Source organism: Ruegeria sp. AF7, from assembly GCF_056541885.1.
The window spans coordinates 58,881-70,786 of sequence record NZ_JBQFYX010000008.1 but is presented as its reverse complement, the minus strand read 5'-3'; the positions used below and the strand labels follow the sequence as shown (position 1 = coordinate 70,786).

Here is an 11,906-nt window from a genome sequence, read left to right as displayed (position 1 = left end):
TTCGTCAGGTATCTTGACGGTTCACGCTTATGATCAGCACTTTTGAAACATCTTCACCCAGTTCTTTTTTTGCCTCTTCCAACAGGGACTTACGCAAGACATCCAGATTTCGGGATTCGGTGAACGTCCCATCAAAACCCCCGTTATTTGCGTGATCAAACAGAACCTGAAGAAAGGCATCCCGCAGCTTGGGTTCAATGGAATAAAACGTTTCTTCAATTGCTGTGTTCGCCTCAATGCTGAGAGACAAAGTGACCATCGCTTCGATTTCGTCATCCCCAACCACCGGAACGACAAAATGTTTGGTCAACTTTAGATACCCATAGGCTGGCTTTTTTTCCTTGGACTTTTCAGACTTCTCGTGACCGGCCTTCTCTTCTTTTGCCACTTCTTTTTCGGCGGCTGTTTTGTCGGGCTCGCCCGAAGGTGACAGAAACAGCCCGGCACCGATACCCGCACCCAGGCCGACAATCAGGAAAACGACTGGAACCAGTTTTGCAATCACGGTCGCACCTCAGAACGGCAAGAGTGAATCAAGAACTTGCTGGCCGTATCGGGGTTGCTGGACATCCGTAATCTGACCTCTTCCACCATAAGACACCCGCGCCGAGGCGATCTTGTCGTAGGTGACTTCGTTTTGTCGCGAGATATCCTGAGGGCGGACATACCCGGCCACCAAAAGCTCGCGCAGCTCAAAATTGACCCGCAACTCCTGCGAGCCGGAAATCGAAAGAACCCCGTTCGGCAGAACATCCAGAACCGTCGCGGCGACACGCAGGGTTAGTTTCTCGTTTCGCCTCACAGATCCCCGCCCAGAACTTGAGGAATCCGCTTCGATTGACACGGCTTCATCCAGTGATGCCCCGTCAGGTAAGTGTTTTTGCACGCGCTGGGGCAAACCAAAGAGGCCAGGAACCTCAAGGTTTTCCGAGCCTGATCTGGACCGTCTGGTGTTGTTTGATATCTCAGCTTTTTCATCCAGCTCGATGACCACTGTCAGAATGTCACCTTTCTTGATCGCCCGCTGGTCGCCCAGCAACGATTGCTGCCCTCCGCTCCAGAGAGATGAGCGGTCAACGGTGCGTTGTGGTTGCGTGTGCAAGGGCAGACCCGGCCACAGCATGGCAACCTGCTCGGGAGATTCTTCGTTTGGTGTAAAACTCGGGGGCTTGCCAAGATGATCCAGACGACCACACGCGGCCAAAGACAAAGCTATGAGAAGGAGAGTTTTCGACAGTCCGGTCATCACTTAACCTCGACTTGGCCATCCGCGCGGATTTGGCCGGTTACAGTTGTTCTGGACGACAGGTTCATGACCCGGATGCGATCCCCAGCAGCGCCACGCCCCAAGGCGCGGCCTTCCGCAGTTATCGACAAGGCTTGGCGGTCGAATATCAGGACGACCAGATCGTTGCGGTCAACGATGGCGGGGGGGCGTACATCAATTTCTCGGACCGGCCTGCCGGGATACAGTGCCACCCGCGCCTCTTGCCCGATCAGAAGATTAGGGTCAGTCACCGCACCGGGGACATCCGTCGAGCTTGTTTTCAAATCAGTTGCAGAAATGATCTCCTTGGCCCGGATCGTGCGGGTTGGGACCACAATGTCAGCCTGTGCTGCGATTGGAGCCAGTAGTGCCAAATATATGCCGAGTCCTCGCATCATCGCACCTGCGTTGTCGCGCTCATCATTTGATCCACAGCTGAGATCACCTTGGCATTCATCTCATAGCCGCGCTGCGCCTCGATAAGTTCGGTTACCTCGCGCACTGCATCGACCGAGCTGTCTTCCAGATAACCCTGTCGCAATGTACCCAGCCCATCACTTCCCGGAGTTCCCAGCACCGGGGCACCCGACGCCTCGGTCTCCTTGAACAGATTGCTGCCAACGGCTTCCAGCCCCTTGGCATTCGAAAAGCTGGCAAGCACAAACTCACCCAGCAATTGCCCCTCGGGAGTGTCGTCGAAATATGCATAGACCTCGCCAGCGGCATTGATCGAAATTGACCGTGCGTCGTCGGGAACGGTGAGTTCCGGCGAAACCGCATAACCGTCGGAGGTGACAATGAGACCCTCTGCCGACCGCTTGAGGCTGCCGTCACGCGTATACGCCGACTGACCGCTGGGCAGCGTAACTTCCAGATATCCGCGCCCCTCGATCGCCACGTCCAGATCACTGCCGGTGGCTGACAAAGCACCTTGTTCCAGTTGCACGGTAACAGCTGCGGGCCGCACGCCCAGACCAAGTTGAATACCTGTCGGCAATACTGTTCCGTCCGAGGCGTTTACAGTTCCGGCGCGCGCCATCTGTTGATAATGCAGATCGGCAAATTCGGCCCGGCGGGCGTTGTAGCCAGTGGTGTTCATGTTTGCCAGGTTGTTGGAAATCGTCTCGACCCGCATCTGTTGCGCGGTCATTCCGGTGGCGGCAATTTTCAGGGCTCGCATGACAAACTCTCCTTTTTCCGATCAGCGCATCAGCGCCTTGAGCGCTCCGCGAACGCGTTCGTCTTCGCTGTCAAGAAAGCTTTGCCCCAGCTCATAGGCGCGCTGGATTTCCACCAAGCGGGTCACCTGCTGAATGGCGTTGACGTTTGAACCTTCGAGAAAACGATGCAAAACAACGGGTTCATCAACTGGATCTATCGCACCGTTGGCACGAAACCACGTATTTCCTTCGCGTATTAGCTTCTGCGGATCAGCGACGTTGAAAACGCCCAACTGGCCCAGAAATTGGCCGTTGACACTCAACGTTCCATCACTCCCGACATCAATCGAAGCTGCATCGGGCGGGATAAAGACCGGGGCACCGTTGGCATCCAGAACGCGTGCGCCATCCATCGCAACCAGATCGCCTTCGGCATTTGGCGAGAAGCTGCCCGCACGCGTCAACCGGTTACCATCCGGGGTTTCAACCATAAAAAACCCGTCCCCTTCGAGGGCGAAATCAAACTGCCCTCCGGTTTCCGTAAGCATGCCTTGTTGCAGTGTCGTGTTGCGCGCCTCGGCCCGGCTCATGGAGAGGGACGGATTGTTCGGCATGTCCCGAATGTACTCCGAAAACACCAGCCCCTGCTGGCGATATCCGGTCGTGTTGGCATTTGCGATGTTATTTGCCACCAGCCGCATTTCACTCATCAGCCCGGACTGACGTGACAAGGTGACGTAAGCCGTGTCCATCAGCGGCCTCCTGCAATCAAGGGAACAAGCGTTCCGGTAAAAAACGTAACAAGGGTCTGAGTCATGAACCCCATCGAAATCCAGAACACGACGACAATGGCGATCAACTTGGGAACAAAAGTCAGGGTCATCTCTTGAATCGAGGTCAGCGCCTGGAACAGACCGACAATCAGGCCAGAAACCAGAGCAACGGCAAGGATCGGGACGGATGTAATGACCGCAACCCACAACGCCTGACGAACGATGTCATAGAAAAGCCCTTCGCTGAGCATCGGGTCAGACCGGCATTCTTAGGATTTCCTGATAGGCTTCGACCACTTTGTTGCGGACGATCACTGCGGTTTCTACCGCAAGTTCGGTCTGGGCCAGCGCCTGAACAAGTGCATGGGGATCAGCCTGACCGACCATCGCAGACTGAGACATCTGTTCGCTGTGTCTGAGCGTGGCTGCAAAGTCCTGAAAGGTCGCCCTCAATCCTTGTGCCGCCCCGCCATGATCGGGATCGGCCTGTGTGGCAGAGCGTGCGCCGGCATAATTCTGCGCGGCGTTGAGTGATCGGATATCCATTCTGGCAGTCCTTATTTTCTGAGCAATTCCATCAGCGACGACGACATCTGCCGCGTCTGATCAAACATCTTTAGGTTGGCCTCATAACTGCGCTGGGCTTCCCGCGCGTCCGCGATTTCAATCATCAAATCGACGTTTGAGCCCTGGAAGTGACCACTTTCATCTGCCAACGGATGACCGGGGTCGTAGATGCGGCTCAGCGAACGCTGGTCAAGCGTCACACGGCCAGCCTGCACCATGTCCCCACCGTTTTTCTGCACGGTTTCAAACGGTACGGTTTTGCGTCGATAGCCGGGCGTGTCCGCGTTCGAGATGTTTTCGGACACATGCCGCAACCGCGCGGATTGCGCGCGCAAAGCACTGGCTGACGCAGCAAGGGAATGGGAAAAATCGCTCATACCTGCCGCCCCTTATCCGCGACCCAAACTGGTGCGCAGAATGTCCATTGAGGATTTGTAGATCGCCAGCGCTCGGTCGTGCTGTCGTTTGACCTCGACCGATTTAAGCATCTCTTCCTCAAGCGACACACCATTGCCATTGGGATCACCTGATGGGACAGCTTCAACCTCAGCCCAGTTTTGCGCACCGATACTGCCATGCAGATGGCCCGGCCGCGTGGCGTCCATGGTCACGTCATGCCCGGTGGTTTCGAAAGCTTTCTGAAAGGCCTCGATATCGCGCGGCTGATAGCCCGGCGTATCGGCATTCGCCATGTTGCGTGCAATGACCGCCTGCCGTTGCCCGGCATGGGTTGCCATTGCGTACGCTGTCTTAAAGACGTTCAGGTCATAGAACATCGGGGCTTCTCCCTCGATCAATTTCAATCAAGGCTTAACCCCGATTCCTTTAGAAACCGTTTTCAGAACTCAGTTGGAGCCTCCACGATGTCTGATCTCGACCCGGTACTTCTGAAACACGAACTCGACAGGATGACCGCAGTCCGTCACGTGGGGCTGGTCACCGGCGTCGCGCAGGGTCTGATCGAAATCGGTGGTTTGAACACGCATGCCCGGGTCGGGGATTTGCTGACATTGCGGCGGCGCGTCGGGTCCGATCTTGTGGGCGAGGTGCTTCATGTCGGTTCTGGCCATATTAAAATGCTCCCCAATGCGGCCCCCGATGGGGTCAGCCTGGGGGATCGCGTCTACCTTGACCCATCACCAGATTTTGCACCGGGATTGCACTGGCTTGGACGGGTAATCGACCCCTTTGGCAGGCCCTTGGATGGAAAACCGCTGCTGAGCGGATCGCAGACGCGCGATATCATGCAGGCCCCTCCACCAGCCGTGACACGCAAACCTTTGGGGCAGAGGATGGTCACCGGCTTGTCGGTTCTCAACACTGTGTTGCCCGTCGTACGCGGGCAGCGGGTGGGGTTGTTTGCCGGGTCGGGTGTCGGTAAATCGACCCTGCTTTCCACTCTGGCCCGGTCTATGCAGTCCGATGTCGTCGTAGTCGCTCTGATTGGCGAGCGCGGACGCGAGGTGAATGAATTTGTCGCGCAGGCCATTGGCCCCGAAGCCATGAAGCGCACAATCGTGGTGGCCGCCACCTCTGACCAGTCGGCATTGGCGCGCAGGCGGTGTGCCTGGTCGGCCATGTCGACGGCCGAGTATCTGCGGGATCTGGGTCTGAACATTCTTTTTCTGGCTGATTCCGTGACCCGCTTCGCTGAGGCGCATCGTGAAATCGCTGTTTCTATGGGGGAATCCCCGTCTTTGCGGGGATATCCACCCTCTGTCACCCCCCTGATTGCCAGTCTTTGCGAACGCGCAGGTCCCGGAACGCAGGAACAGGGGGATATTACTGCGGTATTCAGCGTTTTGGTGGCCGGTTCGGACATGGATGAACCCATCGCTGACATTCTGCGCGGCGTTTTGGACGGGCACATTGTACTCAGCCGCGACATCGCCGAACGGGGGCGTTTCCCGGCCATTGACGTCAGCAGATCTGTGTCGCGGAGCCTGCCGGGAGCCGCATCCGAGGCCGAGAACCAGATGATCACAGAAACCCGAAAACTCGTGGGCAGTTACGAGCAGTCCGAAGTGATGATCAAGGCCGGGCTATACGCCGAAGGGTCTGATCTGCTGCTGGATCAGGCCGTTCGCGTTCACGAGGAATTGGACGCCTTTTTTGCCAAACCGGAAGCTGAGGGAATCGAAAACAGCTTTAACCGCTTGTCATTGATACTGCGTCGTGCATCGATCAGCTTGCCACGCTAGGCAGAATTCCAAACAGTTTTAAGTATTAAGGCCACCTTAAGACCTGCGCTGCTAGGCAAAAAGTCGGGTGATAATATAGGTGGTGGAGATGGGTGCGCAGACCAATGCGGCGCCAATCATCATCAAGAAGAAGCGTGTGTCGGGTGGTGATGGTCACCACGGCGGTGCGTGGAAAGTTGCATATGCCGACTTTGTCACGGCCATGATGGCCTTCTTCATGTTGATGTGGCTGCTGAACGCGACAACTGAACAGCAACGCAAAGGGTTGGCGGATTACTTCGCCCCGACAATCCCTCTGAGCCCCGAATCCGGCGGCGGAGACGGTGCTTTTGGCGGCGACAGTATGTTGTCGGAAAAGACATTGCTGCGGGATGGTGCCGGGGCCAGCACCAAACACGCAACTGAATCCCGTCAGGCACGCGGGTCAACCGGTTTGGATGCCATCGGTGGTGGCAAAGGTGACACCGAAGACTTCTCGACGCTTGAAGCTCAGCTTTTGGGGCGAACCGGTGAAAGCGAGGTGTCGGATAAGCTTCTCAGGCATATCGTGACACGCGTCACCGACGAAGGATTCGTTGTTGAGCTATTCGATACGGACACCCAGCCACTGTTCGACCCCGGTTCCGGGAAACCAACCGGGATCTTGCGGGCGCTTGCTTTGATCATAGCGCGTTCTTCGGATCTCGTGACCAACCCGATTGCTGTCAAAGGCCATGTCAGCGCATCTCCTGTTGTGCAGGTTCGCAATACCACCTGGGATCTGTCCACTTCCCGGGCGCAATCAGTCCGCCAGCTGTTACAGGACAAAGGCGTAGCGGCAAGCCGGATGGATCGCGTCACAGGTCATGCTGACCGAAAACTCTTCACCGACAATCCGATGGCGGTTCGGAACAACAGAATCGAAGTGATATTTCTGCGGCGACCCTATCTGCGGCGACCCTAAAGGATAGAACGCATTTTACCTGTTAGCGCGCTGTTAAGGGGCAGCGCGTTACCTGTTGCATCGAAGCTTGACGCAACAGAAGGGCGCGCCAATGACAATTTCCTCTTCGCTGAATGCCGGTGTGGCGGCGTTGAAGGCCAACGCCAACAGGTTGGCAACGATTTCCGACAACATCGCAAACTCTTCGACCTACGGATACAAACGAGTGGAAACTGACTTTCATTCGATGGTCACGTCTGGCCAGGGTGGCAGTTACTCGGCAGGGGGCGTGCGCACGACCAGCCAGCGCATGATTGATCAGCGCGGATCACTGGTGACCACCAGCAACTCTACCGATCTTGCAGTGCGCGGACGCGGCATGTTGCCGGTACGATCCAGCTCGCAGGTCGGCGCAAATTCGAACGAGATGTTGTTGACGACCACGGGTTCCTTCCGGACCAACGAAGAAGGATACCTGGTGACCGAATCCGGTCTTGTTCTCTTGGGATGGCGTGCTGCGGCAGACGGGTCCATCCCGCCCGTTCCACGCGACACGCCCGCCGCGCTTGAACCAATTCAGTTGAGCGTCAATCAGTTGTCCGGTGCCCCAACGACAAAGATGAACCTGCGTATGAACCTTCCCGCAACGGCAACAGATGCGAGTGCGCCGGGCGATACACAACCTTTGTCAGTCGAGTATTTCGACAATCTCGGGAAATCCGAAAGTATTGATATTCAACTGATCCCGACCGTTCCGGCAACTGGCAGCAGCAATGAATGGACCATGGTTCTGCGCGATTCGGCATCCGGTGGCGCGGTTATCGGGGAATATTCTTTGACGTTTACCGACAATCGAACAGCCGGTGGCACACTGGCCAGCGTCGCCCCTGTAACCGGCGGCGCTTACGATCCGGCAACCGGCAGTGTCATGGTCAACGTCGCTGGCGGCCCGATGGAGGTCAATATCGGGCTGATCGGCGATGCCGATGGTATTACTCAGCTATCCGATACATTTGCTCCGGTTTCAATCACGCGCGATGGATCTGCCGTTGGTACGATGACCAGCGTTCAGGTCGATGAAAGTGGCTATGTCTATGCATTCTACGATACCGGTGTCAGCCGCCGAATGTTCCAGATCCCGCTGGCCGATGTTCCCAATCCCAACGGCCTGACAGCGCTGGACAGTCAAACCTACGCGCCTTCCCGCGAAAGCGGCACGTTCTTTCTGTGGAACGCGGGCGAAGGCCCAACCGGTGATATCGTTTCCTTCGCACGCGAAGAATCCACCACGGATGTGGCAACCGAGCTGACATCTCTGATCCAGACACAACGCGCCTATTCATCCAGTGCCACGGTGATCCAGACGGTGGACGAGATGCTTCAGGAAACGACCAACTTGAAGCGCTGATCCAGGCGCTGACCAAAGGAAAGGAGCGGCCTCATGAATATGTCGACGGCACTCAATAACGCATTGGGTGGGCTGACAGCGGCCAGTCGCGGGGCGGCTGTGGTCTCGGGGAATATCGCGAATGCCCTGACACCGGGCTATGCGCGCAGGTCCCTTGAACTGGCGACAAGTCCCATATCTGGCAATGGCGTGCGTGCGGTTGGGGTAATCCGGCATCAGGACCCGGTTCTGACGGCCAACAGACGGTCGTCAGACGCCGAGCTTGCCTTTCAATCCTCCATTTCGGATTTCCGCTCACGGTTCGAAAACCTTGTAGGAACAGCAGACAGCACGCCATCCCTTGCCAGCCGTATGTCTGCCTTGGAAAACAGCTTCATCACCGCAGCCAGTCTACCCGACTCGATCGAAAGACTTGATCAAGTGGCGCGCGCGGCGCGCGACCTTACGGCAGAGCTTAACGCGGCTTCTGAGGGTGTGCGACAGGCACGCTCGGACGCGGACCGCAAGATAGGCGATCAGATCGAAAGCCTGAACCTGGTTCTGAAAGACATCGAAGTTCTGAACGCAAAGATTCCGGCCATTCAAAATTCCGGCGGCGATATCGGGGCCTTGCTGGATCAACGGCAAGTCCTGATCGATCAGGTCAATACTTTGATCCCGGTCAACGTTGTGCCACGTGCCAACGATCAGGTGTCCCTCTATTCAGACGGCGGGTTGATACTTCTGGAAGGCAAAGCGTCCGAGTTCACCTTTTCCACGACCGGTGAGACGAAACCCCACATGACGGTCGCAAATGGTCTGCTGTCCGGATTGGCTATGAACGGCAATCCGGTGCGCACCAGCGGGGACACTGCGCAAATCCGCGGTGGCGCATTGGCAGCCCAGTTTTTGGTCCGTGATGAATTGACTGTTGAAGCACAGTTGCAGCTTGATACCGTTGCCCGCGATCTTTTCGAACGATTTGAAACGCCAGGCTTGGATCCCACAGCACTTGCGACAGATCCCGGTCTGTTCACAGATAACGGAAATCGGTTCGACCCGACTACCTTTGTCGGGCTGTCATCGCGCATTTCGCTGAATTCGGTTGCGGACCCCGACAACAGCGGCGACAGCTGGAAGCTCCGCGCGGGGCTGGGTGCCGCAACACCGGGCGATCCCGGGCAAGCGTCGCAACTGCGTGCTTTCGGTGCCATTCTGAATGACGCGCGCGCCGTACCTGGCGGGCTGTTTGGCACTGGAAACATGCGCGCCGCCGAGTTGACCGAGGCGCTTATGTCGAAAGCCGGGGCGCAATCTCACGCTGCGGAGCAGCGGAAGGCTTTTGCCAGCAACAGCCAACAACAAATGTCACAGATTGAGGCCGAACAAGGCGTCGATACGGATCAGGAATTACAGCGCCTCATGCAGATCGAACAGACATACGCAGCAAACGCGCGTGTCATCTCGGTCGTCGATGAGCTTATGGAAACGCTTCTGAGGTTATGAGCAAGAACTTGACTGCCATCGGCGATCTGGCGCGCGGTATGACCCTTCGCACCCGCGCCACTGAAATCAAAACACAGATTGAAACTCTCTCTTACGAGATGTCCACCGGCAAAGTGCAGGATATATCTGGTCGGCTTGGCGGAGATTACTCTCAGATCCTGGATCTGGACCGTTCGCTTGCCAGGCTTGACGCCTTTGGCATCGCCACAGCCGAAGCGGCCCTGTTCACGGATGCCATGCAGTTGAGCCTGAAGACATTTGGAGATTCGGTTGGCGAAATGACCGCGTCTCTGTTGGCCTACGGAACGGCCAATCAGCCGGTAAATCATGCGCAGGCGTCAGATCATGCCAGGAATGAGCTCGACACGATGGTATCGGCGCTCAACACGCGAGTTGGTGGGCGCAGTCTGTTTTCGGGTACAGCCACGGATGTCTCGCCACTGCCCTCGACTGACACGCTGTTGGCTGCGTTGAAGACACAACTGACGGGGGCTGTGACCGTCGCCGACATACGCTTGGCTGCCGACACATGGTTCAACAGCCCTGCGGGGTTTGACGCCATGATTTATCAGGGCGCGAGCACCACACTCTCTCCTATGCAGATCTCGGAAAATGAAAGCGTTACGCTGCCACTCACGGCAACCGACCCGGCATTCAAGGCGGCCCTGAGGGATGTTGCAATAGCGGCATTAGCCACCGACAATACGTTGGCTCTTTCTTCCGACCAGCGCACCGCCCTGTTCACCCAGCTGGGTGTCGATCTGGCGAACGCACAGGATGCCACAGTAAACTTGCGGGCCCAGGTCGGCAGCGCCGAGGGCCGCATCGAACAAGCCGCTACGCGAAATTCGATGGCCCGAACCAGTCTGGAATTCAGCCGGAACGAACTGATCGCGGTCGATCCTTATGAAACAGCGGCGAAATTGCAAACGGTGCAGTTTCAGTTGGAAAGTCTCTATTCGGTAACCGTTCGCAATGCGAACCTTTCGCTGGTGAATTTCCTGAGATGAGGGTGCTGATACTTCTCCTGATACTTCTCCCCGGTATGGCCTGGGCGGGGGCAATCCGCCTCAAGGACCTCGTCGATTTCGACGGTGTCCGAGGTAATGATCTTGTTGGTTATGGCCTGGTTGTCGGTTTGAACGGAACCGGTGACGGATTGCGCAACTCTCCTTTCACCGAAGAGATCATGTCCAACATCTTGGAGCGTTTGGGTGTCAACGTAACGGGCGAGGATTTCCGGCCAAAGAATGTGGCAGCCGTTCTGGTGACAGCCAGTCTGCCGCCTTTTGCCAGAGTCGGCGGCCAAATTGATGTAACGGTTTCGGCGATAGGCGATTCAAACAGCCTGTTGGGGGGGACGCTGGTTATGACCCCACTGAACGCAGCAGACGGGCAAATCTATGCGGTTGCACAGGGTACAATCCTTGCAGGTGGCGTTTCCGCTGAAGGAGAGGCCGCGTCGGTCGTGCGTGGGGTGCCGACTTCGGGTGTGATCCCGTCCGGCGCGCGTGTTGAGCGTGAAATTGAGTTTGACTTGTCAACTCTGACCCAAATGCGCCTGGCATTGAGAGAGCCTGATTTCACCACGGCCGCGCGAATTGAGTTTGCCATAAACACCGAGTTCAACAGAGCTGTGGCAATCATGCGCGATTCAGGCACGGTTGAACTCAACATTGCTGCAACTCAGGCAGTGTCAACGGCCCATGCCATCGGGCGTATCGAGAATATTCTGGTCGAGCCGGAAGCAAAGGCGCGTGTGGTAGTCGATCAGCGGTCTGGCACCATTGTTATGGGACAAGAGGTTCGGATATCGCGTGTGGCTGTCTCTCAGGGTAATCTGACCCTGACAGTTCAGGAAGCACCGATTGCCGTGCAACCCAATCCGTTTGCCAGGGGCGAAACAGTGGTCGTTCCGCGCACTATTGCAGGCATCGAAGAGGAAGAAGGAACCGGCCTTGCCGAAATCCCCGAAGCAACGACCCTGTCCGAGGTTGTCGCAGGTCTGAACGCGCTGGGGGTATCACCCCAGGATATGATCGACATTTTGAAAACCATCAAAGCGGCGGGCGCCTTGCACGCAGAATTTGTTGTCAGGTAGCCGATATCTTTGGTCCAATGGG

15 protein-coding genes are annotated in these 11,906 nt (G+C 56.7%); 6 read left to right on the top strand and 9 right to left on the bottom strand.

What is annotated here, in order from left to right:
* Window positions 1–4: 4 nt before the first annotated feature.
* Genes ACR0AP_RS13825 through ACR0AP_RS13785 form a run of 9 tightly spaced genes read right to left on the bottom strand, consistent with a single transcriptional unit; the run spans window position 5 to window position 4,543 of the window.
* Window positions 5–505: a flagellar basal body-associated protein FliL gene (locus ACR0AP_RS13825; protein ID WP_480507189.1), complete on the bottom strand. Its 501-nt coding sequence runs from the start codon at window positions 503–505 to the stop codon at window positions 5–7.
* A gap of 9 nt (window positions 506–514) precedes the next feature.
* Window positions 515–1,246 (bottom strand): flagellar basal body L-ring protein FlgH, encoded by a 732-nt coding sequence (gene flgH / locus ACR0AP_RS13820; RefSeq protein ID WP_480488139.1) that lies wholly within the window; start codon window positions 1,244–1,246, stop codon window positions 515–517.
* Window positions 1,246–1,662, bottom strand: coding sequence for a flagellar basal body P-ring formation chaperone FlgA (flgA, locus tag ACR0AP_RS13815; RefSeq protein WP_480507276.1), 417 nt, complete (start codon window positions 1,660–1,662; stop codon window positions 1,246–1,248). Before flgA ends, flgH begins: the two co-directional genes overlap by 1 nt.
* Window positions 1,662–2,447, bottom strand: a complete 786-nt coding sequence (gene flgG, locus ACR0AP_RS13810; protein ID WP_480507187.1) for a flagellar basal-body rod protein FlgG — start codon at window positions 2,445–2,447, stop codon at window positions 1,662–1,664. The genes flgA and flgG overlap by 1 nt, the downstream gene beginning before the upstream one ends.
* Before the next feature lie 21 nt (window positions 2,448–2,468).
* On the bottom strand, window positions 2,469–3,179 hold the full coding sequence (locus tag ACR0AP_RS13805; protein WP_480507185.1) for a flagellar hook-basal body complex protein: 711 nt from the start codon (window positions 3,177–3,179) through the stop codon (window positions 2,469–2,471).
* A complete protein-coding gene (locus ACR0AP_RS13800) occupies window positions 3,179–3,451 on the bottom strand; it encodes a flagellar biosynthetic protein FliQ (protein WP_171621143.1) in 273 nt (90 codons plus the stop codon). The genes ACR0AP_RS13805 and ACR0AP_RS13800 overlap by 1 nt, the downstream gene beginning before the upstream one ends.
* A 4-nt stretch (window positions 3,452–3,455) precedes the next feature.
* The gene (gene fliE, locus ACR0AP_RS13795) at window positions 3,456–3,746 is read right to left on the bottom strand and encodes a flagellar hook-basal body complex protein FliE (RefSeq protein WP_480483912.1); all 291 of its coding nucleotides are present in this window, start codon (window positions 3,744–3,746) and stop codon (window positions 3,456–3,458) included.
* Between the two features lie 11 nt (window positions 3,747–3,757).
* Window positions 3,758–4,144 carry a flagellar basal body rod protein FlgC gene (gene flgC, locus ACR0AP_RS13790; RefSeq protein WP_480507182.1) on the bottom strand — a complete coding sequence of 129 codons (387 nt, stop codon included), beginning with the start codon at window positions 4,142–4,144 and terminating at the stop codon, window positions 3,758–3,760.
* Between the two features lie 12 nt (window positions 4,145–4,156).
* Window positions 4,157–4,543 (bottom strand): FlgB family protein, encoded by a 387-nt coding sequence (locus ACR0AP_RS13785; RefSeq protein WP_480488145.1) that lies wholly within the window; start codon window positions 4,541–4,543, stop codon window positions 4,157–4,159.
* 87 nt (window positions 4,544–4,630) lie between these two features.
* Between ACR0AP_RS13785 and ACR0AP_RS13780 the strand changes: the two genes are divergently transcribed.
* The 6 genes from ACR0AP_RS13780 (at window position 4,631) to ACR0AP_RS13755 (ending at window position 11,884) form a co-directional block, all read left to right on the top strand.
* On the top strand, window positions 4,631–5,968 hold the full coding sequence (locus ACR0AP_RS13780; protein WP_480507180.1) for a FliI/YscN family ATPase: 1,338 nt from the start codon (window positions 4,631–4,633) through the stop codon (window positions 5,966–5,968).
* Between the two features lie 88 nt (window positions 5,969–6,056).
* Entirely contained in the window at window positions 6,057–6,911 is an 855-nt protein-coding gene (locus tag ACR0AP_RS13775) for a flagellar motor protein MotB (protein WP_480507178.1), read from the top strand.
* Between the two features lie 91 nt (window positions 6,912–7,002).
* Window positions 7,003–8,298: a flagellar hook protein FlgE gene (locus ACR0AP_RS13770; protein WP_480507176.1), complete on the top strand. Its 1,296-nt coding sequence runs from the start codon at window positions 7,003–7,005 to the stop codon at window positions 8,296–8,298.
* A 33-nt stretch (window positions 8,299–8,331) separates the two neighbouring features.
* Window positions 8,332–9,783 (top strand): flagellar hook-associated protein FlgK, encoded by a 1,452-nt coding sequence (gene flgK / locus ACR0AP_RS13765; RefSeq protein WP_480507174.1) that lies wholly within the window; start codon window positions 8,332–8,334, stop codon window positions 9,781–9,783.
* Entirely contained in the window at window positions 9,780–10,793 is a 1,014-nt protein-coding gene (locus ACR0AP_RS13760) for a flagellin (protein ID WP_480507172.1), read from the top strand. The genes flgK and ACR0AP_RS13760 overlap by 4 nt, the downstream gene beginning before the upstream one ends.
* Window positions 10,790–11,884, top strand: coding sequence for a flagellar basal body P-ring protein FlgI (locus tag ACR0AP_RS13755; protein WP_480507170.1), 1,095 nt, complete (start codon window positions 10,790–10,792; stop codon window positions 11,882–11,884). The genes ACR0AP_RS13760 and ACR0AP_RS13755 overlap by 4 nt, the downstream gene beginning before the upstream one ends.
* Window positions 11,885–11,906: the final 22 nt, after the last annotated feature.

What these genes read in the sequence shown, in the direction of transcription:
- flgH (WP_480488139.1), bottom strand. Translation starts at nt 1,246, where the DNA reads ATGACCGGACTGTCGAAAACTCTCCTTCTCATAGCTTTGTCTTTGGCC.
- flgA (WP_480507276.1), bottom strand. Translation starts at nt 1,662, where the DNA reads ATGCGAGGACTCGGCATATATTTGGCACTACTGGCTCCAATCGCAGCA.
- flgG (WP_480507187.1), bottom strand. Translation starts at nt 2,447, where the DNA reads ATGCGAGCCCTGAAAATTGCCGCCACCGGAATGACCGCGCAACAGATG.
- ACR0AP_RS13805 (WP_480507185.1), bottom strand. Translation starts at nt 3,179, where the DNA reads ATGGACACGGCTTACGTCACCTTGTCACGTCAGTCCGGGCTGATGAGT.
- ACR0AP_RS13800 (WP_171621143.1), bottom strand. Translation starts at nt 3,451, where the DNA reads ATGCTCAGCGAAGGGCTTTTCTATGACATCGTTCGTCAGGCGTTGTGG.
- fliE (WP_480483912.1), bottom strand. Translation starts at nt 3,746, where the DNA reads ATGGATATCCGATCACTCAACGCCGCGCAGAATTATGCCGGCGCACGC.
- flgC (WP_480507182.1), bottom strand. Translation starts at nt 4,144, where the DNA reads ATGAGCGATTTTTCCCATTCCCTTGCTGCGTCAGCCAGTGCTTTGCGC.
- ACR0AP_RS13785 (WP_480488145.1), bottom strand. Translation starts at nt 4,543, where the DNA reads ATGTTCTATGACCTGAACGTCTTTAAGACAGCGTACGCAATGGCAACC.
- ACR0AP_RS13780 (WP_480507180.1), top strand. Translation starts at nt 4,631, where the DNA reads ATGTCTGATCTCGACCCGGTACTTCTGAAACACGAACTCGACAGGATG.
- ACR0AP_RS13775 (WP_480507178.1), top strand. Translation starts at nt 6,057, where the DNA reads ATGGGTGCGCAGACCAATGCGGCGCCAATCATCATCAAGAAGAAGCGT.
- ACR0AP_RS13770 (WP_480507176.1), top strand. Translation starts at nt 7,003, where the DNA reads ATGACAATTTCCTCTTCGCTGAATGCCGGTGTGGCGGCGTTGAAGGCC.
- flgK (WP_480507174.1), top strand. Translation starts at nt 8,332, where the DNA reads ATGAATATGTCGACGGCACTCAATAACGCATTGGGTGGGCTGACAGCG.
- ACR0AP_RS13760 (WP_480507172.1), top strand. Translation starts at nt 9,780, where the DNA reads ATGAGCAAGAACTTGACTGCCATCGGCGATCTGGCGCGCGGTATGACC.
- ACR0AP_RS13755 (WP_480507170.1), top strand. Translation starts at nt 10,790, where the DNA reads ATGAGGGTGCTGATACTTCTCCTGATACTTCTCCCCGGTATGGCCTGG.